The 22210-nt window shown below is 45.0% G+C and carries 17 protein-coding genes and 1 pseudogene; 3 read left to right on the top strand and 15 right to left on the bottom strand.

The annotated features are described in order from the left end of the window. Positions 1 to 121: 121 nt before the first annotated feature. Positions 122 to 1333, bottom strand: coding sequence for a capsular biosynthesis protein (locus V5298_RS13775; RefSeq protein ID WP_332932026.1), 1212 nt, complete (start codon positions 1331 to 1333; stop codon positions 122 to 124). A 495-nt stretch (positions 1334 to 1828) separates the two neighbouring features. On the opposite strand from V5298_RS13775, the gene V5298_RS13770 reads away from it, so the two are divergent. Further along, a complete protein-coding gene (locus tag V5298_RS13770) occupies positions 1829 to 2776 on the top strand; it encodes a sensor domain-containing diguanylate cyclase (RefSeq protein ID WP_332932025.1) in 948 nt (315 codons plus the stop codon). 57 nt (positions 2777 to 2833) lie between these two features. Here the strand turns inward: V5298_RS13770 and V5298_RS13765 are convergent, their stop codons facing one another. The 8 genes from V5298_RS13765 to V5298_RS13730 all read right to left on the bottom strand — a co-directional run bounded on the left by V5298_RS13765 (position 2834) and on the right by V5298_RS13730 (position 14042). Next, on the bottom strand, positions 2834 to 3193 hold the full coding sequence (locus V5298_RS13765) for a DP-EP family protein (protein ID WP_332932024.1): 360 nt from the start codon (positions 3191 to 3193) through the stop codon (positions 2834 to 2836). Further along, positions 3194 to 6478: a winged helix-turn-helix domain-containing protein gene (locus V5298_RS13760; protein ID WP_332932023.1), complete on the bottom strand. Its 3285-nt coding sequence runs from the start codon at positions 6476 to 6478 to the stop codon at positions 3194 to 3196. Between the two features lie 119 nt (positions 6479 to 6597). Next, a complete protein-coding gene (locus tag V5298_RS13755; RefSeq protein ID WP_332932022.1) occupies positions 6598 to 6810 on the bottom strand; it encodes a hypothetical protein in 213 nt (70 codons plus the stop codon). 102 nt (positions 6811 to 6912) lie between these two features. Continuing rightward, complete coding sequence (locus V5298_RS13750; RefSeq protein ID WP_332932021.1) at positions 6913 to 9291, bottom strand: DNA polymerase II; 2379 nt, start codon at positions 9289 to 9291, stop codon at positions 6913 to 6915. A gap of 3 nt (positions 9292 to 9294) precedes the next feature. Beyond that, entirely contained in the window at positions 9295 to 11166 is a 1872-nt protein-coding gene (locus tag V5298_RS13745; protein WP_332932020.1) for a GGDEF domain-containing protein, read from the bottom strand. 155 nt (positions 11167 to 11321) lie between these two features. Then, a complete protein-coding gene (locus V5298_RS13740; RefSeq protein WP_332932019.1) occupies positions 11322 to 11687 on the bottom strand; it encodes a response regulator in 366 nt (121 codons plus the stop codon). A gap of 331 nt (positions 11688 to 12018) precedes the next feature. Beyond that, positions 12019 to 13188, bottom strand: coding sequence for a histidinol-phosphate transaminase (locus V5298_RS13735; protein ID WP_332932018.1), 1170 nt, complete (start codon positions 13186 to 13188; stop codon positions 12019 to 12021). A 32-nt stretch (positions 13189 to 13220) separates the two neighbouring features. Beyond that, a complete protein-coding gene (locus V5298_RS13730) occupies positions 13221 to 14042 on the bottom strand; it encodes a sulfite exporter TauE/SafE family protein (protein ID WP_332932017.1) in 822 nt (273 codons plus the stop codon). Positions 14043 to 14702: 660 nt separating this feature from the next. Here V5298_RS13730 and V5298_RS13725 point away from each other — a divergent pair. Further along, positions 14703 to 15677 (top strand): LysR family transcriptional regulator, encoded by a 975-nt coding sequence (locus V5298_RS13725; RefSeq protein ID WP_332932016.1) that lies wholly within the window; start codon positions 14703 to 14705, stop codon positions 15675 to 15677. A gap of 4 nt (positions 15678 to 15681) precedes the next feature. Here the strand turns inward: V5298_RS13725 and V5298_RS13720 are convergent, their stop codons facing one another. From V5298_RS13720 to V5298_RS13710, 3 genes are all read right to left on the bottom strand, one after another. Beyond that, complete coding sequence (locus tag V5298_RS13720) at positions 15682 to 16392, bottom strand: endonuclease/exonuclease/phosphatase family protein (RefSeq protein WP_332932015.1); 711 nt, start codon at positions 16390 to 16392, stop codon at positions 15682 to 15684. After that, the gene (locus tag V5298_RS13715) at positions 16380 to 18572 is read right to left on the bottom strand and encodes a VTT domain-containing protein (RefSeq protein WP_332932014.1); all 2193 of its coding nucleotides are present in this window, start codon (positions 18570 to 18572) and stop codon (positions 16380 to 16382) included. The genes V5298_RS13720 and V5298_RS13715 overlap by 13 nt, the downstream gene beginning before the upstream one ends. Positions 18573 to 18829: 257 nt before the next feature. Further along, complete coding sequence (locus V5298_RS13710) at positions 18830 to 19468, bottom strand: 4'-phosphopantetheinyl transferase family protein (protein ID WP_332932013.1); 639 nt, start codon at positions 19466 to 19468, stop codon at positions 18830 to 18832. Positions 19469 to 19531: 63 nt separating this feature from the next. On the opposite strand from V5298_RS13710, the gene V5298_RS13705 reads away from it, so the two are divergent. Beyond that, positions 19532 to 19915: a hypothetical protein gene (locus V5298_RS13705; RefSeq protein ID WP_332932012.1), complete on the top strand. Its 384-nt coding sequence runs from the start codon at positions 19532 to 19534 to the stop codon at positions 19913 to 19915. Positions 19916 to 19967: 52 nt separating this feature from the next. Here V5298_RS13705 and V5298_RS13700 read toward each other — a convergent pair whose 3' ends face one another. From V5298_RS13700 to V5298_RS13690, 3 genes and pseudogenes are all read right to left on the bottom strand, one after another. After that, positions 19968 to 21191: a beta-ketoacyl-ACP synthase gene (locus tag V5298_RS13700; protein WP_332932011.1), complete on the bottom strand. Its 1224-nt coding sequence runs from the start codon at positions 21189 to 21191 to the stop codon at positions 19968 to 19970. Continuing rightward, the gene (fabG, locus tag V5298_RS13695) at positions 21191 to 21916 is read right to left on the bottom strand and encodes a 3-oxoacyl-ACP reductase FabG (protein ID WP_332932010.1); all 726 of its coding nucleotides are present in this window, start codon (positions 21914 to 21916) and stop codon (positions 21191 to 21193) included. Before fabG ends, V5298_RS13700 begins: the two co-directional genes overlap by 1 nt. 22 nt (positions 21917 to 21938) lie before the next feature. Then, positions 21939 to 22210 (bottom strand): annotated as a pseudogene (locus V5298_RS13690) (3-hydroxylacyl-ACP dehydratase); the annotation flags it as partial.

Below are 22210 nucleotides of genomic sequence, written 5' to 3'. Positions count from 1 at the left end.
TGGTTTATTCCCTTGCTTCCACGTTCACCCTTATGTCAGTGTTTATACAAGCTACACAGCCGCTAGCAAGGTTAAGAGCATTTAGTGGGACAGCTCAAAATCTTTCTGGAATTTTCATAAATTATGGGTGATACGGTGTATCTAGCCTTTTCTTTACGGCTTCCATATGAAGCTCTGGTTTTGTTAAGTTATTCCAACTTTGGGGCAAAGAATATTCTTGCTTGATGTAAGCCAAGAATTTTTGAACTAGCTCCACATTTACCTTTTGCTGATCAATGGTTAGTAAGGCCTGATTGAGGGCTTGTTGACAGTGACAGTGATGAACTAAGCCATCAATATTAAAAAAGGCGTTACCTAGCGTAATGACGTTTTTATTCAGCAGTAAGGCTTCTATACCAACGGTAGAATTGATTGTCATGACAGCTAAGGAATGTTCAATTAAATCTTGGGTATTATTGTTATTGGCGAATATGATTTCAGGGTTTTTATCGTGTAAATGTGTAAAACTTTTTGGCCAACTTGGATGTTCTTTTATCACAAATGTAAACGGTGTCCACTCAGGCTGCTTCTTTAAGTAATTTAACGCTGATTCTAACCTTTCATAAAACGCTTCCATATCAGGCACCCAAGGAGAATGACAAACAATTTGAGTGTCGTTAGGCACTTGAAAGGGGACAAAAATATATCGCTCTGGAGTAGTCACTTCACCGCCAGTAGCCTTTCTATTTTTATGGGGCTTTCTAACCACTAATTGTTTCTCTGTGTAGTCTACATCTCCAGTCCAATTCAGGTAAAAGTCAGCACTTCTAGGTAAAGAGTTAACCGCATTAACCCCTTTAGGATCTAATACTGTGGTATTGGGTAAAAGGCCATTTTCAAACAATTGCGTTTTTTTACCCGCTGCTTTTGCAACAATGTAGGGTGTACGATTAGGTTGTTTCATCCCATTCCAAAGTACAACGGTTTCACAAGGATGATTTTCAAACAATTGAAAATAATAGCTTGCTCTAGACTTTTCCCGATACCGATAAAAAGCTTTTACCAGAGCTCTTAGCTTGGCATTGCTTTTTAATATTGGGTAACGTACTGCCTTTCTGCGGATATGAACATCTACTAAGTCATCAATATCTAGAGTTTTTACCTTATCCATGTAAGTTAATCTTGGAAGTACAAAGGTTTTTAATTTAACTAACTCCGCCTTACCATTTAAATATTCAACAAGCTTGGCGTAATACTTATAGTGGGATGAATATCTAGATATGAATAAAATCTTTTTGCTGGATTTATTTACTTTCAAATTAAACTCATCCTTTTGAGTAACCTTAAACAGCATTAAGCAGGCCGCTTAAATGGCCTGTAGTTACATAAATAATTTGCGAATATAAAATTTTTGAGTGCGTCTATAAGAGGATTAAAAAGTGCTGTTTCAATCTAAAATTAAGTATAAGCCAAATTAGCACTCTATACTACCTGTGATGGTAGCTGTTTTTTTAGCGTTGTTTAAGGTTAGCCAAAGGAAGTTGATGGTGATACCTATGACAATGGCGTCCGTGTTTTTATGTGGGGCGTTTTTGTCAATTAAGCCTAGGTCGGGTAACCAGCCACACCTAAAGCAGATGAAATGGTGTGTTCGTTTGCTTTGTTGTTTTACTCCTTTGTGAGCGTAGCGCACCGCTAAAAGTGCCTCAGTAAGCTGTATTTTATCTACCCAGAAAACCTAAAGGATTTATAAAACAATAAGTTGCATGGTAAGGTTTACGGAAGGTAACAGTTTAAACAACCACGTACTATAGCATTCACTTTAAGGCGTTAAAGGGGTGCGATAAAGATGGCTAATAACAAACGGGAAGTGTTAAATAGTGATACGTTTCCAATTTACGGTGATGAAAACTTACCTCGAATGGTTAATTTTATTAATGAACCGGTTCTGGTTTTTTCTTCTCGCGGACATATTGAAATTATTAATAATCACGGTGCTACCTTATTGGGTGCCCAGCGGGAAGAGTTACTCGGTGAGAGTATTCTTAAATTCATCAGCGATACCTGTCTAACCTTAAAGAAAAAAATTGTTTCCAGCGCTAATTATGGTTGTATGGTCGATCTTAGTTCTTCTCCACAAGAAATTAGTTTGGTTAGGAAAGACGGCAGTTGTGTCGCCGTTGATTTATCTATTTCTTTATTAGAGAACAGTACAGATAATAGTGATGCATTGTATCTTTGTATTATTCACGATCTAACGGCACACAAAGCAGAGTTTTCAGTACTTAAAGAAAAAGCGACCACCGACCAACTTACCGGTCTTGCTAACCGACATCACTTTGCTGAAACTCTCGATCAACACTGGACCTTTGCAAATAGGGAATCTACCCCGTTAAGCCTTATCCTCATTGATATCGATCATTTTAAACAAGTGAATGACACCTTTGGTCATCTAGCAGGAGATAAGTGTTTAAAGCGCATCGGTGAGACCATTAAGCTTAGTTTACCTCATCGTGATGCTTTAGCTGCACGCTATGGGGGGGAGGAATTCGCTTTAATCCTTCCCCATTGTAACTGCCATACCGCCCATTTGTTGGCCATGAGAATCAAGCGTCACGTTACCCAATTAACCTTTAAAGAGCTATCCACGGGATCGGCGCCGTTTTTAACGGTCAGCGTGGGCGTCGTCACCCAGCTCAATCAGCGTTTTAAAAACGTGGCTTCCTTTCTTGATGCTGCTGATACGCTACTGTATCGGGCAAAGTCTCAGGGTAGAAATCAGATTTGTTTTGAATAATAAAAAAGAAGCAGTGACCTGCTTCTTTAGAATGGCTTGTTTAAACCTAAACCCAAGTTATGACTTAGGACGATTTAAAATCTGAGGATCAGGACTGACATAGGTTTGTCTTACCGGAATTGTGACCAGTTTAAGGCAAATGTCCTCTTCATCGGTGTTCGCATCAATAATAATGAGGGTTTGTCCATCTGCAGACAGGGTATAGCTGAGGTCGTGATCCGGATCACCGGAAATCTCCGGTGCAATAAATCGAAGATGGCTACTGTCTTTGTTCAGGGTGTAGGTGATAAGGGTGTTTTTATTGGAGATGGAGAGGGGACCGTCGGTGGGATCGCCCTCGGCATCATAGATGGTATAGACCGGTGGTGATTTTTCGGTATTTACCGAAACCGTATAGTTGTCACTGCATAAAGCCATTTACTTCTCCTTGTTAAAAATAGTGAAATAGGGTGGAACGGTGATGTTTTTGTCCGCTAACTGCACCAGCATCTGTTGGCTCTTATCTTGTTTCCCGAGGCACAGGGCAGCGAAGGTGTTGGCAATTAAATAGTTTGGATTGGCATTTAAGCTCATTTGTCGGTGAGACACGGCTTCTAAGTCACGGCAGTATTGTTCTAACGCTTTGTGTTTGCCTTCATGGTGACTTTGTCGGATCAGCGATACCAAGGTATCGATGCGTTCGTTAGTGGTGCCGTTGCCCCCAGGTAGGGTTGTCTTTGTATAGTTTATCTCATTGAGTAATTGTTTACTTTTTTCCCACTGATCATCATCTTGATAAAAAGAGGCTAAAGATACTTTCAGTGCGCTGCTGATATCCTCGCCGGATGTTTTATTCTCAATATCATTGAAGACTTTGCCATGCTCCACGGAGAGTAATGGCCTGTTTGTATATGACAGGGCTTTCATTAACAACACCGTTACTCTGGCATTATCGTTGCGCCATATACTGTTGTCTGCGTCTTGTTGTAGCAATGCCTTGGTCGCTTTTTTCGCATCGACCAATAAGGGAACAGTTTTTTCGTAGTCACCTCGCAACGTCAAGTAATCAGAGAGCCTTTCCAGGGTGTAGATGTAGGCTTCAATCACCGCGGCATTGGTGTTGTGTTTTTCGTAGAGTGAGCGGGAACCTTGTTCTGCTAATTCAATATTGCTAATTGCATCAGTTAACCTTCCTAGATTAATCAATGTGGTGGCGATCCACGAATAGGTGTCGTTTATATAGATTTCTGCTTGGGTTGTATCGTCTAACAAGGCCAAATGATGTTTTTTGATTACCAGTGATTTATTGAAGTAATCAAGGGCTTGCTCGTAGTTTTGTGCTTCGAATGCCACACTGCCTAACGTATTGTAGGCGTATGATAGTTCTAATTGGGCATCGGCGTTGTCTGGAAACAAATCCACCATTTTCTGGCTCAGTGCGGTATAGCGATCAAAGTCCTGTTGCGCGGTGTGGAGATCCTGCTTGTCATAAGCAATTTGGCCTAACCAAAACGCATTGGCGCCCGCGGCCTTTAATAACTCAAAATGATGGGGGGCTTCTTCTAAAAGTTCCGTTAGTCGTATTTCTGCATCTTCATAATATTGCTTGGCCGTTTCTACATCATCACGGTAATAGCGCACTTCGGCCAAGGCTTGTAGCGTTAGCCCATGTTGAAAGCGTAGTTCAAAGCTGGGAGGCGGCAGTGAAGGGGAAAACAAGCCTTGATTATTATCCTGCTGAGACTGCTCAACGTATTTTAGAGCCCGCTTACTTATGCCCTCAAGTAAATCCATGCGTTTGACGCTGCGAAGCTTATCGGCGAATTCTCCGATCATAAAGCCCATTAGGTTTTCGGCTTCTTTTCTTTTGCGCTCGGCCATAGATTGGGCTTGTTGACTGCTAATGAGTGCCACAAAGGCAAAGAGCATCAAGCACATTAATGTGGCAACGGTGCCCCGTTTTAACCAGCCCTTTTGCTTCATACTGCGTACAGAGGCGTCTATCAGGGCATGTTCGTCATCGGTGAGGGGAATAACCACATCCTGGCGTAATTCAAGGGCCTCGACCAAGGGTTTACCTTTTGAGAGTAAAAATGCCCGGCTGCGATTATCCCCTATCCACTGCTGGGTTTGTAGGGCAAGCCGGCTTTTTATTGCGAGAGCGGATTGGTGTTGTTTTACCCAATCCTGCACCCTTTGCCAACGGCGCAGCAATGCTTCATGAGTGACATTAAAACAGGCTTCCGATTGATGTAAATGGGAGACAAAAAGGCGTTGTTCCACCATGTGTTGTACAAAGACTTTTTCATACTTGGAACCTAAACTGCGCCACTGTACCGAACGACTGGTCAATTGCTCGTTACCATAAGTCAGGTTGATCAGTTTTGACATCACCGAAGCAAAGGCTTTTTGCACTGGGGCTTCTAGCGAGGCATAGAGGCTTTCTGCCTTTACGCCAATGGCACCTTCTACACCGCCCAACCTGTTATAGGTGTCAAGCTGTAAGGTATTTTCCCGTCGTTGTAAATACAGCTCTTGCAGTGTGTATTGTAACAATGGCAAGCCATCGGGATGGTGAACGGCGTCCATACATAATCGATCATCTAAACCCACTCCCGTCTGGGGATCCTTTTCCCAAAGCAAGCCCGCTGCGGCGGCAGGTAAACGAATCATTTGACTCATCTCGATGGCAGTGGGTGGCAGCAAATCAAAATGCCCCCCTCGGTTTTTCAACTGAATGAGTGGCGGATAGTGGGATAATAAAGGGTAGAAATCATTTCTGCAGATAAGGTAAATCAACAAGGAGGTGCCGGTTGATAAACAATCGATAATATGAAAAAACTGCTCTTTTTCTGCCGTGTCGATTTGCTGATGAGAAAGAAGGGCTTCCAGTCGGTCAAAAATCAATACACAGGCAGGTGCGGTGGCGTTAGAAGTCAATAACGTTAAGCGGGTTTCAAAGTGTTCTCGTAGCGCTTCAGGTTCATCTTGTAGTTGTTTGGCTAATTGCTCGGTACTATAGCCTTCGAAAACCGGCGTATCCTTGACTTCCCAATCGAGTAAGGCGCCGGCCAGTTCTAAAAGTAACTGGCCGGGCGAGATGTCTGCGCCATCAATGCGGGTATCACTGACTACCCGCATGCCGTGATGACCATGGTGTTCTTTTAGTCGCGGAAGTAAACCGGCGTTCACAAGAGAGCTTTTGCCACTGCCACTAGGGCCTAGAATAACGGTGAGCAGTTGTCGTTGTGTTAGTTGCTTTTTTAATAGGTGAATTAATGTATCTACAGCACTTGCTCTGCCATAAAACACGTCGGCGTGTTGTTCACTAAATGCATGTAATCCGGGGAACGGTGAGCCCTGGGTCCAACTCGCGGTGGTGGCTTTCGTTTGTTCATCGAAAATGAAGTCCACTTTCGCAATGATGCGGTACCCGCGCTTACGGATGGTTTCTATGTATTGGGGAGCAGTGGCTTTATCATTCAGCGATCTGCGTAGCTGGGTAATGGCTTTATGAACGGGATTATCACCGATGTCCATATCGGGCCAGCATTGGGCAATAATATCATCGCTACTGACAACGTCCCCTTGATGCTGGCAAAGTAAAAGCAGCACATCCATGGCACGGGGCTCGACGGCGCGCTTAACTTTTCCTTTAGAGATACTGTTGTCAGAAGGATCGACCTGCCATTCGCCAATATGAAACTGCGCTGTATTCATCATTTATTAGCGGAATCTTGAACTATTCCGTCGACCCTTACGCCGATTGTTGTTAAAAACAATACTTATTCATATTGGCTGGAAAGGCCAGCAATTTGATTGTATTAGTGAAATTTGATGACTTAAGTTTGCTCGTTGGAGGCCCGAGACTGTGATAGTTGCACCCACTCTAAGGAAAAGAAGGACAGTAACATGGTGAGGGGAACTTGATGGTGGGTAATAAATCCAAGGTGATAAAATAGCAAACTAGCCACCCAAGCAAAACCAAGCAACCCTAAATGTTTATAAACAAAGCCCCATTTCTTTAAATTGATAAATAGTTTCCACTGCGTCATTTTCATTACCATGTTAATCAACCCTAATCATCCACTTATAGCGAAATATAACCACCGGTGAAATGGCTGTGCGTTTGATTGTAGAGGGCTCGCGCCCAGTGGTTAAAATAACCCCAGTTGCTGATTATCGATGTCGTCGAACCGTTGACCAATTGCGGGGAGGATACTGTCGGCAATTGGCTTAATTTGCTTATCAACGTAGTGTTCATAATTGTACGGTACCGTTGCATGTTCAACGGTTTGTGGCCCTTGCATGGTCATAACGTACTGTACGGTTGTACTGTTTTGATAGCGTGGCGGCTTGCCCATGGCAAGGTTTTGCGCGTTGGCGTGGCGCGCCGCTTTGACGTGAGGAGGCTGGGTGCGGGTATAGCTGGAAAGGGGCTTTCTAAGTCGTCGGCTATACACCAGCAGATCGTCACATAGCCCCTGTCGTAATGTGCGTAGTTGTTCAGTAATAAATTCGGTGACCGGTCTGTCGTCAAAAATACGTGCATAAAGGGCCTCTTGAAACTGACGGGCAAGGGGTGTCCAGTCGGAACGCACGTTTTCAAGGCCTTTAAAAATGAGCCGTTTCTGATTCCCTTCAAAGGTGATCCCCGCATAGCGTTTTTTACTGCCTTCTTCGGAGCCGCGAATGGTGGGCATAAAAAAGCGCTGGAAGTGAGTTTCAAATTCAATTTCAAGATAACAAGGGAGGTTAAATTCCTCGTTGAGTTTACGTTGCCATTGTTGATTGATGGTTGCTTGCAAGTTCTGGCCAATGGCATCTGCTTCTTCGGCCGTACAGGCTTTCGCAATGTGAACAAAGGTGGAGTCTGTATCGCCGTAAATCACTTCAAAGCCTTGTTCTTCGATCCACTTGGCGGTGGTTTGCATGATCTCGTGGCCTCGCAACGTAATGGAGCTGGCCAAGCGCGGATCGTAAAAAGGGCAGCCTGAACTTCCTAACACACCGTAAAATGAATTCATCAAAATCTTAATCGCCTGTGAGCGGGCGGTATCCTGGGTACGTTTCGCCTCGTCACGTTGGGCCCACAGTTTGGTGATGATCTCGGGGAGAAAATGCTTATCCCGTGAAAAACAGGCTCCCTTGAACCCGCTAATGGCATTGTCCGGGGCTTTTAATCCTTCAGCAAGGCCCATAGGATCAATAAGAAAGGTACGAATGATAGACGGGTACAGGCTTTTAAAGTCGAGGACGAGAACATTCTGATACAACCCAGGTTTTGAGGTCATGACATATCCGCCGGGACTGGCTAAGCCGCCGGATTTAGGGCGCACGCCGCAGACATAACCAAAGCGGTGCAGTTTAGGTAAATACACGTTGATAAAGGCTGCCACAGACCCCCCAGGACGACTCATATCCAGTCCTGTTAATTCGCTACGCAACACAAGAAAATCAATTAACTTTGTTTTTGCCGCAATCTCATTCACAAGAATGCAGTCTTGTAGATTATATTGAATTAATTTATCTGGAGCCTGTTTGTACAACTGCTTGATTTCTTCAAGGCGGTCATCACTTTGGATCAACTTGCCTTTGCCGAGGAGTTCATGGGCCACATTATCGAGGGTAAATCGCTCGAATTGATAGGTCATGGTTTTTAACGCCTCAATGCCATCGATGATACATCTGCCGGGCAACTCAACGGACACTTGGGTGCCATCATCCCATTTTCGCACATGTAAAGCGCTGCCTGCCCGTCCCATGGTCAACTTTATATTGTTGCGCTCGGCCATGCGATAGAGCACTGCCATATCAAACTGTTTGATATTCCAGCCTAAGAGAATATCAGGGTCGAGGGTATTGAGTATTTGGCAAAAGGTTAGCAGGGTTTGCTTTTCGTTTGCCAGGGAGTGCAGTGTCATATTGCTCGGCGTAGACAGGTTTTTGCTTGTGTGCGCCGTATTGAGAAAAACGTGATTTCCCATGTCAGAGGCGATGGCAATGGAAAAAAGGTTTTCATGTTCATCGCACTCAATATCAAAGGAGGCACTGGTTAGCGCTGGGCGACATTGGCTGCCTTTAATATTGGCATCGACAACGGCGTGGTGGTTGAGCTTTCCTTTATAGCTTACTGCTCCGTAGGCAAACCGCTCCATAAGAAACCGGTCAACGGGCTTGATGTCGGCCTCAAACAAAATGATGTTTTCTGCCTCAGCATGGCGTCTTAGTTGATGCTGGACCATTTCATTTTCACTGCGCAGTAAAATAACCGGCTCCTGCTCGAGGGTGCGAAATGAAATTGCTTCAATGTGGATGGGCAACTGGTGTTCAGTTAGTAACCCTTGCAGCCGTGCCTGGTGTTTTTGGGCAGCAAAGCACACGCTAGATTGCTCGCTAGAGTGCACGCAAACAGGACCTTGTGGTGTAGCCAGCCAAAGCTCGATGATATTTTTTTTGTGTCGTCGAAGGGTTCGGCGACTTAAGATTAAACCTTGTCCTTGATGAAATGTATTGGCCGCGGTGTCCGAGTTCATCTGTTATGCACGAAGTTCAGCAATTTTAATAAAATTCCGTCCGTTGCGCTTTGTGTGGTAAAGCGCGGCGTCTGCTTGGGCGATGACCTCCATGATACCATCACACTGTTCGGCAGCCACCAAGCCGACTGAAATGGTAATGTTTAGTTCACGGTTATCGAGGTTTTCACCAAGGGTTGTCAGGGATGAGGAGAAGCGCAGTAGCATATCTTTGGCTTCATCAACGGTGGTATTTGGAAACATAAACAAAAATTCTTCCCCGCCTACGCGGCCCAATATATCGGTTTGGCGAAAATGCTTTAGTGCCATAGAACCGAATAATTGCAGTACCTGATCGCCGGTTTGGTGACCATAGTTGTCGTTTATCTGCTTAAAATGGTCTAAATCGATGATGGCACAGGCGAACGAGGTATGGTGTCTTACCGCAAGGTGATATTGCTGTTCAGCATCTTCCAGTGTTTTTCTGCGGGTAAGTAGGCCGGTTAAGGTATCGGTATTGGCCAATTGCTCCAAACGTTTCTGGTGGCGTTTACTATTTACAAATAACCAAAGAAGCAGAACCGTAACTAAAAATAGCAAGGCAATAAGCAGTATGGTGAAATGCTTAATTTTTTGTTGGTTTTTTATTTGATTTAGTTGTCGCAAATTTTGCTCTTCAAGCAAGGCATTTTTCGTTTGTTGTTGCTGCAACTCGAAGCGAGTTTGAAGTTCAAGCAATTGTTTAGAATTTACTTCTTTATGCCATAAGATACGATTTTTTCTATTCAGTGCCAGTGCGTTATACGCCGATTGGTAGTCATTTGCCAAAGCAAAGGCCTGAGCACGAAGGTCATTTATTGCAATTCGCTGAGAAAGAAAGGAATCGCTATCAATCAAGCTTTCCGCTTTTGCCAGGAAGTTAAGGGCCTCGTTGGATGAGTGGGTGGCAATGGCGATTGTGGCCTTTTCTACCAATACTTTGATTTGCATGAAAGGGTTTTCAGCCTGGGCAAAAAGATTCAGTGCATCATCGAGAAAAGCCCCTGCTTTGTCGAATTTAGCCTGATCAATCAAGACTGCGGCAATGGCTTCATAACTATAGGCTGCCCCTTGCAAATCTTGTATATCCAAAGCGAGATTGGCTGATTGTAGAAGAAGTGGAAGGCCGTCATTCAACTTATTGGAAGATACATAGTTTTTTCCCAGTCCAAAGAGGGTATTGGCCAGTTCCAGTGTCATTTCATTGTCACGATAGTACTTTTCTGCCTCAAGGTAATAGCGAATGGCATCGGTGGGCTCTTGTCGGTATTCGTATACCAGTGCCAACATGCCGGCAAAGTCACCTTGTTGGAACAGTCCATTGGATGGGTGCTGGCGCTGATAACCTTGCTGAAAATAGCGTAAGGCATCGGTAAAATGGTTAAGGGAGATATTAAGATAGCCGTTCACACTTAGCCCATAATCAATGAGCTCGTCGTTGCCATGCTGTTTTGCCCAGTTTAACGATGTTTGGGCTTGTTTTAACACATTTTCGGCATGACCTAGCCCGTCCATGGCCTCTGCATAGGCGAGGGTTAGGTAGTGGTATAACGGAGTGTTCTTACGATCAACAAGGGACAATCCTGCCATGGCAGACTGACGGGCTTTTTCATGTAAAATCAAGGCGTCGAGGGCGCGGCTTTTTATATAAAATTGAATGGCTTTTTGGGTTGTTGATTGGGTCGTATCTGCCGCAGCAAGGGTGTCGAGTACGTGTTGAGGATTAACTCGGGTCTCTTTGAGCAATAAGGTGTCTGTGGATTGCCAGGGCGCGGATTGTACCGAACAGCAAACAATTAAAATACTGAAGGTGAAACACCGCAGCCGAAAACAGAATGGCCGTACTATTTGGGGCATTAGATGTCCTATGAGGCATAATCGCACAGATTGCAGTGCATAATAACGTGTGGTTCATAGAATTATCAATTGCTTATGTCTCATGTATTGGTTGGATTAACGGTAATTTCATCTTTTTAAGGTGTTTTTAGGAGGGCTAAAAGGAATAAGGGGGTTTATAGATACCCTAGTTCAAACAGAGTCATGGCCAGTTCGTCATGATTTAACGGTTTTTTTATGAATTTTCGCGCCCCTAATTCTGCCACTCGCCGTTGTTTTTCCGGCTGAAAATCAGCGCTAATGACAATGACATCAAGGGTACTTTTGGCGTGAGATAAGTACTCTAAAACACCAATGCCATCCACTTCGGGCATGGTTAAATCAAGCAGTAAAAGTTTAAAGTCATTTTCCTGCAAATGGTCGATGGCTTCTTTGCCATTGCAGGCTTCTGTAATCGTAAAGTCAATTTCAGGCGGAAGGGCCTTTACAACACAGCGTCGTGAAAGACGCGAGTCGTCAGCTAAAAGTAGCGGTACTGCCATGCTAACCTCCAGACAATGTCGACCGATAAAATTAATTCTGTGCCTTCTGCCTGCGGCCTAACTACAGAGGGCTACCTCATTCAATCGTGAGAATGGGGTTGTGATAGGGAAATAAGTATAGATGAGACAGATCTTGGGTGTTTTATCTTTTAGTCACCTATAGGTATGTTTATTTATAACAAAGTTGGCGGCGGTTTCGCACTGGATTATTCTTTTTGGGGTAAAAGGCATAGGGTTTCATCGCCACTTTTGGGAGTCTTTACGACGGTTTTGATAAAAGTGGGAGAAGGCAGGACTTCAGCGAGGAAGCCCTGTGTGGTTACTATGATACTTAGGCTTTTTTGTACATGGCCTCAAGGGCTTTAGGCATGGCGTCGACGTACATTTTTACATCTTCTATGCGACCTGTACTGACGCGTGACCATGGTGTGTAACTGCGATATTGTCCGCGAATAAGAACATTCTGTTCTTCCATGGCGGCACGAAAAGCATTGGCACTGCCGTTTTCACCAAGGTTTACAAAAATAAAGTTGGTACTGGATGGGATAGCGGTTAAACCGTTCGCTTTCACCGCCTCCATGATCATGGCTCTCGCTTCGGTAACTTTATCACGGGAAAAGTCTTTGAAGGCTTCATCATTATAACTGGCAATCGCCGCGGCAAGACCCGCTTGGTTTAACGAGTAGCCACCAAGGCCATATTTGTTAATTAATTCGATATTTTCTTCCGAGCCCAGCATATAACCCACTCGCATACCCGCTAAGCCATAAATTTTAGAGAAGGTACGTGCCACAATAATGTTATGGCCTTCATTGATCAGCGGGATCATGGAATGTTTGGGACCATCTTGAATGAGCTCGTTATATGCTTCGTCAACGAGAACAAGGGTTTTCTTCGATGCTTTAATACAAAATTCCCGTAGTTTTGCCGGCTCCAGAATTTTGCCTGTGGGGTTATTAGGATTACAAATATGCACCATTGCCACATTGTCGTCGATGGCATTGTACAAAGCATCGAGATCGATGGATAAATCCGGTGCATTGGGAACCCGTTTTATTTCAGGGCCACCTTGGCTAATGGGCGCTTTAGATGTGGTATCCCAAAATAAATCGGGACCGAGGATCACGCCCTTGGTGGTAGCGGCGTACGCCGCATAGGAAAGAATGAGGCTAGAACCGGCTGTAATGGCGATGTTTTTGGCTGTCAAACTGTATTTTTCTGCAATCATGTCAGTAAGATACATTGCCGCTTGGTAGGCGTAGTAAGCGCCGCCGGTGGAAGAGGCGTGAGCAATGGCTTTCAATGCCGCAGGACTGGGACCGTAAGGGTTTTCGTTTGCGTTTAATTTAGCTACACCGGCCGCTGGGCCATACATGATCTCTGGCGCGGTCATCGCCGGGCCAGCAGCGAAACTAGCAGGGGTAATAATACCGGAAGCACCAGCTGCGGTAGCCGCTAAGCTGCCACCTAAAAATGTTCTTCTGGATGGATTATAAGTCATTGTTTTTTCCTATTATGAACGATGATGAAGAATTACATGGCTTTGTAGAACATGCCCAATGACACGATGACCAGATAAATCCCAAACAGTCGCTTAAGCATTTTTTCGCTAAAGCTGTGTGCCATATTTGCACCGATGGGGGCAGTCATAATTGAGCCAATGCTAATGGCGATTAAGGCCGGTACGTTAACGTAGCCCACGGTACCGAAGGGGAGGGCCGCTTCTTCTGAGTGGCGCATCAGTAAAAAGCCCAATGCACCAGGTAGACCAATGAGAAAGCCAACGCCCGCAGCCGTGGCCACGGCTTGTTGAATAGAGCGTTTGCACATTACCATGGTGATGACCGTGGGCGTTCCGCCACCGATCCCCAACAAGGCAGAAAAGCCACCGAGTACAAAAGCCAATGAAGCACGGCCAATGCCTTTAGGCATAGAGAAATGGACCCCAGGGCGTACCACTAGATCGGGGAACAAAAAATAAATTGAATAGATGAGAACGCCGGCAGCAAACACGATTTTTAGTCCGCCAGCACTGGTGTTATCTGCGATTAACAAGCCACCAACAACACCGAGTATGATCCAAATGGACCAGGATTTAAGGACTTCAAAATCCACCGCGCCTTTCGCTTTGTGGGCAATAACGGAACGTAAACTTGAAACAACAATCGAAGCGAGAGATGTACCAATAGCAACTTTAACAATCTCGTCTGAATCAGGAACGAAAAAGGGGAAGACAATAGATAATGCGGGAACCACGACAAATCCACCGCCATTTCCAAACAGGCCTGAAGTTATGCCAGCAATAGCACCTGCTGCACATAACGTTAAAACAAACCAGACCAACTCAATTTCCATAGTTTGTGAACTCCACATAAAAACATTTAGGTTATGCGCAAACCGGTACGCAAAAATTTATATCGACCCGAAGGCCGACGACACTTTGTTATCCTTAACCTTGATGTGACTTCCTATAATGTGAACGCCAGCTCGGTGCAGTCATAGCCACCTTACCTGTCCACAACGAAAGGCTATCAGTGGGTTGATAGTGTTCTTCTAAATCAAAAAAACACTAGAACATCCACAAGGGGGGCGTGTGGCTTAGCCGCGTGGATGCCCCACAAAGGGCCATAGCAGCACCATAAAAAGGCACATCTCTTAGCGTATGTAGCCCAAGCCCGACTTAGCACGTGCCCTAAAGGGTAGAAAAATATAGCTATATGTTGGAAGAAAAAAGAATATGCAGGGGTATAAGGAAAATATAGAGGGGTAGAAAAAAATACCAATAATCATAGGGTAATAAAATTTTCGTCGCTAATATGATTTTAAAGTCAAATTGTCGTCAACATTGTATTTACATTTTAAAGCATGTCGTTTTCATTAACATGGAATGTAAATTGCTTGCAAAATAGGAGGTTAGGCCTTTACGGGCAACCTAAAAATATTGCTAATAAAAAGTACAAAAAAGCACCGCTACGACAGAAAGTACATTCGTCAATCATCATAAGAAGAGGTGACATGAACTCAAAGCAACTACAATACTTCCTTGTCACATTGCAAAAAGGAAGTATCGCAGCAGCTTCGCGGGAGCTTGATATAGCCCAACCGGCTATCAGTCAACAACTTGGAAACCTGGAAAGGGAAATGGGCACGCCGCTGTTTGAACGCAGTTTTAAAGGTGTCACACTCACCCATGCAGGAAAAATTTTTGCGACACATGCCCGGCGACTGGTGGATGAAATTAACGCCACCAAAATTGACATTCAGCAGTTGATTTTGGAGCAATCAGGCAATGTTCGGGTTGGCATGTTGCCCTCCATTGGCAATGTGTTATCTATGACACTTATCTCGGAAATTAAACAAGCCGGTAATAAACTTAATTTGGATATTAGTACCGGGCCATCCTACACAGTACGTGGCTGGTTAGAAAACAATGATATCGATATTGCCATTACCTACGAACAGGACGTGGATTCATTGACCATGCTTTGTGAGCCGCTTATTGAAGAATATATGTACCTGGTTATTGGTACCCATCCTCAATCGACCACATACAGTGAGTTAAAAGACCGCGACAGCATTAATTTTTGGGAATTAAGTCAATTTGATTTATTAACGCCAGGTCCGCGGGATGCACTAGGGAAGCTTATTACGCATTATGAAAATGTGACAGGGGTGGCGCTCAAGCACAACAATGCATATTCAGGTCAACTTATGACAGGATTACGTCAGTTATTACAAAGTGACAGTGCCATGATCTTACCGTCTTCCGCCATATTCCATCTTGAGGAAAGTGGGTTGGTTAAAGCGCTAAAAATAGAGCAACCGGAAATGCGTAGGCAAGTATTGATGGCGACGAATCGGGGCAACCCCTTAACGGATGCGTGTATTAAAATTCAGGATGTGATTCGACGCGCAACCTATCAGGAACAAGCCTTGAATCATTGGCGGGGCAAAATGCAATTTACCCAAACCAATGCTGTTTGCGCGTAACGGTTTAGATATTATAGGAAAGTGCCATGTCTACCATTACAGGTAAATGGTCTGACAGTGTTTTCGTTTGACTGTTTTGCAGTTTTTTCACTTGCTTAATGTGGATATTTGGCGATGTCCATACCCGGTCTAAGGAAAATAACGGAAACCGACTAGGAAACGTCGCTCCCACTTTTTGCTGACACAAGACTTTATCTAAACCACGAAATGCCCGAGTAAAAAATTGCCATTCGTTAAAATCGCCACCCAGAACAATGGGGTTTGCCGATTGTTGCTGTAGTTCGCCGATATAGTCATGAAGGCGAGCAAACTGGGAACGGCGCTCTGCCTTTTTAAGGCCTTTGTGGGTATTGATAACGGTTAATGGTCCTGCAGGGGTAGCAATGTCCACAGTTTGAATATTGCGCGGTTCAACACCTTGTTGGCTGACGTCCAATGTACGGTGGCTAATGATAGGAAAGCGGCTGAGTACCGCATTGCCATACCAGCCGGATTGGGTAAACACCGCGGGTGAGGCAATGAGCTCAAAGCGTTTATGGCCACAGATATCGTGAATGTCAGTTTGACTTTCCCTGTTAGCCGCGCGGGTATCCATTTCCTGTAGCAATACAATGTCTGCGTTCAATGTGGCCAGATAATCACCAATGCGACGATAATCCTGTTTGTTATCTTGTCCCACACCGCTATGGATGTTGTAGGTGATTATGCGACACATTCGTCAGCCTTGGATTTTTGTGATTGTTTGCGTTCCTGATAGCGTTTTGCCAGTTTTTGTGAACCCCAGATCATCAATCCCCAAAGTATGATACCGCCGACTAAATAGGAGATGGTTTCTGGCGATGGATGGCGAAAGATTTGGGTAATGGAATCTCCCACCAAGCCTTTTGCGATCATGGGTGGGAACATGCCAAGAAAAGTACCAATAAGAAATTGTAAAATACCAATAGATGAAATTCCTGCCACTAGATTCACCAAACTAAAGGGCGCTATGGGTAACATGCGGATGGCCGCCACGCCCACAATTCCGCTGGATTTTAATTTTTTATCCACCGCTTCGACCTTTGGCCCACCAATTTTTCGTAAACCGGCATTTCCGCCAAGCTTACCAATGGCAAACATACAGGCTGAACTAAGTAACGCGCCGATAATGCCGTAAAGCGGGCCCCAAATTGGGCCAAAAATCGCCGATACGGCCAATGACATTACCGTCACGGGGAAGAAAAAGAAGCCGCCTACCACATACACGAGCAGTACGGTGGGCAAGGCAAAATAGGTACCTCGACTTTCTTCTAAAAACGCATTGATGTTATTGGTGGATAACCAAGGAATAAAATGACTGGCAGTCAGTAACAGGGCGGCCAGTACGGCAATGGTTAGTACCCCTATGCCAATCATGATGGTACGTCTGCGCGGATTTCTTATGGGCATAATACTTCCACCGGGGGTGGGCAAGGGCGGGATCAAGGGCTCCTCTGGATCCGACAATGATGAAAAAAAGTTCTTCGCTGACACCTGTTCGGTAAAAATTTCATCCCGTATTTGCGTTAACACATAGCCATGGGCAAGTTGGCCTTCCATTAATGCTCGGGCGGGCTGTTGTGAGGTCAATAATGATGAAACGTCATTAACCGAGCGTCCAGTATGTTCGGCGAGTAAATCGTCTCTTACCCTGGAGATGTTTTTGCAGTTGGTAGGATTATTACCATAGAGCACCATATCTATTTCGGTGTCCAGCGACATAGACCGGTTACTGATATTCGATGATCCTATTACCAGGTATTTGTCGTCGATTGTCATGACTTTTGAATGAATACGCTTACTGGCGTGACGCCCATATTCGTCTGTAATGGACGAATAAGACATCACGATTCGGTGTTCGCTGATCCCCTCTTCGAGGATCTTCTTAAAGGCAATACGTCCGGCCCAAAAAGCCTCACATTCAAATTTTCCCTTCGGTTCGTAGGAACTGACAATGATGACGTTGAGATCTGGCTTTTGTTTTAAACGCAGATTTAAAGCTTTGGCGATTTCCTGTCGAGAAGTAAATTGATTCTCAATATAGATAACCTGTTCTGCTTGACTGATAAGGTCGAGCAACATATGCCTGACTTCCTGTACCGGCTCTACGTCATCCATAAACGGAATGGTCCGTGCCAGCGCACAATCTACCTTTTCAAACCAAGGGGAATAGTGCTTAGGCCAAGAGGCGGGCAGAGGATCATCAATGTGATTTTTCGCTGATTCACGAATGGCCACCGGGTTTTCCTCGGCTACCCGTAACCAACGCCAGCGAACCAGTTCACTAAATTGCTTGACCACAGGGCCTGCTGACACGATCTGCACATCGTGTAACGGTGAATAGGTGCCGTCTGGCCCTTCTCGCTTGCTACTTTGAATAGGGTGGTCACGGGTATCCCATCGGTTAGTGGAAATATCCATCCCGCCGGAAAACACCACTTCATCGTCAATGACGATAATCTTTTGATGTTGGCTGCCACCCATGGGTATGGTGTCGTCCAACTCGGTGCGCACATTATCTGGGGTTTTTTCGTCCCACACTTCTTTTGCCCACATTTCACGCTGGGCAAAAAAGGCGACGGAGGAATCCCAGCGCAATAAATAGATGCGAATGTCTGGGTTTTGCTCAGCTTTCCATGCCAATAGATCACTGACAACAGAGGGCGCATCAGACTGCTCTTCGTCTTCACCGCGCAGCAAACGTATACGGCTGTCAATGTCCCAGCCAACGATAAAAATACTGTGCTTAGCGTTTAATATGGCCTCATGAAGTGCTTGATAATAGTTGGCGCAGTCAATTAGCGGCGCAGCGTAACTTGCCTGACTGGTTACCCAACAGTTTTCTCCCTCTTTAAATATCGAGCCAGATGCTGACATGGTTCCTCCTTATGCCAACCCCACAATGAGATCAGTGAATAGTTTTTGTATTGCAATTCCTTAGCTTTGCAGGATGCGTTCCATTGAGTTGTGAGGTGGTTTATTTTATAAGCTATTGTTTTAATTCACTTATATTCTTTCCCTTTTGAAAGTGTTTGACTTTGTAGGGTGAGCGGTGAGGAATTTTTTGCGCTAAGACGTGTAGATTTTTCAGTATGGAGGCGTACTGGAAGCTTGGGAGGACAGGAGCGAGCAAGCTAGGGAAGGGAAAGTCTGTGTATTCGCACCTCCTGGTATGTCCCGGCGGACATTGCCACTGTCCAGCGATGTTGGTTTAACAAGCCGGTGCAAAGGCTGAGTCGATGAATGGACATAATCTGATAGGTTGGTTTGGAAAGTATTTCGGTCAGCGGTAAGGATAGGGCTTTGGCCAGCGCTTCTTTTGCCGTCCAACGTAAATAAAAGGTATCTGTATTGTGGCTTTGTTCACTGGTATGAAATGCCGCTGAAAGGGCGGCGATATTTTGTCGCGGCTTTCTTAACTCAATGTCTACACCAATGTGAATTTTGCTGGGTGTATAGATGCTAAATGCTAAAAGTCCGTGGCTGTGAGAGAGACTAACCGCAGTATCAGGCACATTATCACAGGCTAAATAATTATTTTTTAATCGCAAGGTCATTGTTTTAGCTTGCGGTAAACTTAATCCTAATTGTTTTTTGATCAGTGCTCGGCTAATTATGAATTCGGCTTGCCGGTTAGGATGGCGACGTTGTAAGCGCTGCCTTTGCTCTTCCTCAGAAAGCCAAGATATTAAGTTAACGCTATGGAGTTGCGAGGGGGTAGAAAAGACATATAAGGGCAGGGCAGCGGATGAGGCCTGAGTGTGAACTAACACTTTTCGTCAATCTGTTAATCAATTAAACTTAACGGTTAGTCTACTACATCAAGGAATTTAATCATGTTAAGGAAGCTATTTTTTCTTCTTTGTGTTGTTACATTAACGGCCTGTATGACGGGACAGCCCGTGTATAACGCCGATGACGTAAGGTTTAGTCAAACGCTTACCCGTGTGCAGGCAAAACATGCCATTGAGCAGGCGTTAAAATATAAGCGTTGGGGCGTGGTCAGTGCCAATGAACAGGAAGTTATTGGTGAGATTTATGTGCGTAGCCATTACGCGAAAATACGTATTCCCTATTCTTCTACGGGTTTTTCTATTCGATATGTGGACAGTAAAAACTTAGATTACGACAGCGATGATAATGAAATTCACCGAAATTATAATAAGTGGGTGGCATTGTTGGAAGCAGAAGTTCTTAGGTATGCTTCTTTAGAAGAATAATGACTTATTTGTATATCGTCCTTAAAAGGCAGCCTATATATAGGCTGCCTTTTTAATGCCATCGCTTAAATATCAGTGATGTATTGATGCCGCCAAAGGCAAAGTTGTTTGACATGACATAATCGGTGTCTATGTTTCGCCCGCCTGAACGAAGATAATCAAGATCTGCACATCGCTCATCAATATTTTGTAAGTTGATTGTGGGGGCAAACCAACCTTCGTTCATCATGTTTATACAGGCCCAAGCTTCAATGGCACCGCAGGCACCTAAGGTATGACCTAAATAACTTTTTAAGGAGCTAATCGGCTTAAAGCCGAGGGCATTTCGCGTCGCCGTTGTTTCGGCTATATCGCCAATTTCTGTGGCGGTGCCATGGGCGTTAACATAGCCGATTTCATCGGCATGAATGTTGGCATCTTCTATGGCGTCATTCATTACTCGCTCCATCATATGAGATTGAGGTTGAGTAATATGATCACCATCAGAATTGCAGCTAAAGCCCACCACTTCACCGAGTATATTGGCGCCACGACCTAGAGCATGCTCCAGTTCTTCAAGTATAAAGGTGCAGGCACCTTCACCAATGACCAACCCGTCACGGTTGGTATCAAAGGGACGGGGGGTTAATTCGGGCGTATCATTTTTTAAACTGGTAGCAAAAAGCGTATCAAAAACCGCCGCCTCTGTGGCGCAAAGTTCTTCTGCACCGCCTGCAATCATGACTTTTTGACGACCAAATTTAATGGCCTCATAAGCATAGCCAATTCCTTGGGAGCCTGAGGTACAGGCTGAGCTGGTGGTAATAATACGACCTTTTACAGAAAAGAAGACACCAATATTGACTGGGGCGGTGTGGGCCATCATCTGTATATAACTGGTAGCGGTAACCCCTGTCATTTCACCGGTATTCATCATGTTGCCAAAGGCTTTTAAGGGGGAGGTCGAGCCTGTGGAGGAGCCATAAGCAATTCCCGTATCACCATTAGTGAGAGTTTGGGTGTTTAATAGTCCCGCAGCGTCTAAGGCCATTTCCGTTGCACGAGTGGCCATCAAAGAGACCCGACCCATAGAACGGATCTTCTTCCGCTTGTAATGGGCAGGTACGACAAAGTCAGTGATAGGTGCTGCCAAACGGGTTTGCATACCCTCGATAAAGCTCCATTCAGGCATGATTTTTACCGCATTCTGCTCTGCTTTAAGGCCACGAGAAAATGCCGACCAATTATCTCCTAAGGCGGTTACCGCTGATGTGCCGGTGATGACAACCCGTTTCATTATATCAAACCTCCGTTTACAGAAATCACCTGGCGGGTAATATATGCCGCCTCGTCAGACATAAGAAAGTTTACGGTGCTGGCAACCTCATCCACACTTCCCATTCGTCTGAGGGGAACCATCTTTAAGATCTCGTCAGTGGGGAGGTTTTCAGTCATTTCTGTCTCAATGAGACCGGGAGCCACGCAGTTGACGGTGATTTTTCGTTTTGCTAACTCTAAGGCCAGGGCTTTCGTTGCACCAATCACCCCCGCTTTTGCCGCGCTGTAGTTTACCTGGCCCCGGTTTCCGGCAATGCCCGACACCGACGACAGGGTAACAATTCTGCCGCCTTGCTTGGCGCGAACCATGGGCATGGTGACAGGGTGAATAACGTTATAAAACCCTTCTAAGCCGGTCTTTATTACACTGTCCCAGTCGTCCCCTTCCATGGCGGGAAATGCCATATCTCGGGTGGTGCCCGCATTACAAACAACACCGTAATAAGCGCCCTTTGCCTCGATATCTGCAAGGATGGAGGTTTTCGCCAGCTCTCTGTCACAGACATCAAATTGCAAAATGGTGGCCTTTTGTCCCATTGCTTCTATGTCTTGTTTCACAGCTAGTGCTTGTTCTTTGCGTTGTCGGCAATGTAGGGCGATATGGAATCCGGCGCGGGCAAGACGAAGGGCAATGGCTTTGCCGATGCCGCGACTAGAGCCTGTTACAAGTATTCTTTTATTCATTCGCTTCTTCGCTCAATGTTGGTCAAACGGGCTGAAATACGTTTACTTTCGCCGTGCTTACTGTGTTTTCTGACAGAAAGATGTGACAATCAAAAACACCGAGACCACTTTCTTCCTGAAATAAACGTTGTACAGAAATATGAAGTGCGCAGCCCTTTCCATATACCGGAATTGTACTGGTGTATTTGCGTGACCCCAACAGAAACCCCACCTTTTTTTCTCGTCCGCTGTCGAGATCATTGGCACCTGCAAAAGCCGCAATCGATTGCGCCATATACTCAATGCCAATATGGG

The sequence above is a fragment of the Alteromonas sp. 14N.309.X.WAT.G.H12 genome (genome assembly GCF_036697315.1).
Lineage (GTDB): Bacteria > Pseudomonadota > Gammaproteobacteria > Enterobacterales > Alteromonadaceae > Alteromonas.
Note: the sequence above shows the minus strand (reverse complement) of the source record. Positions and strands in the feature narration are given on the sequence as shown.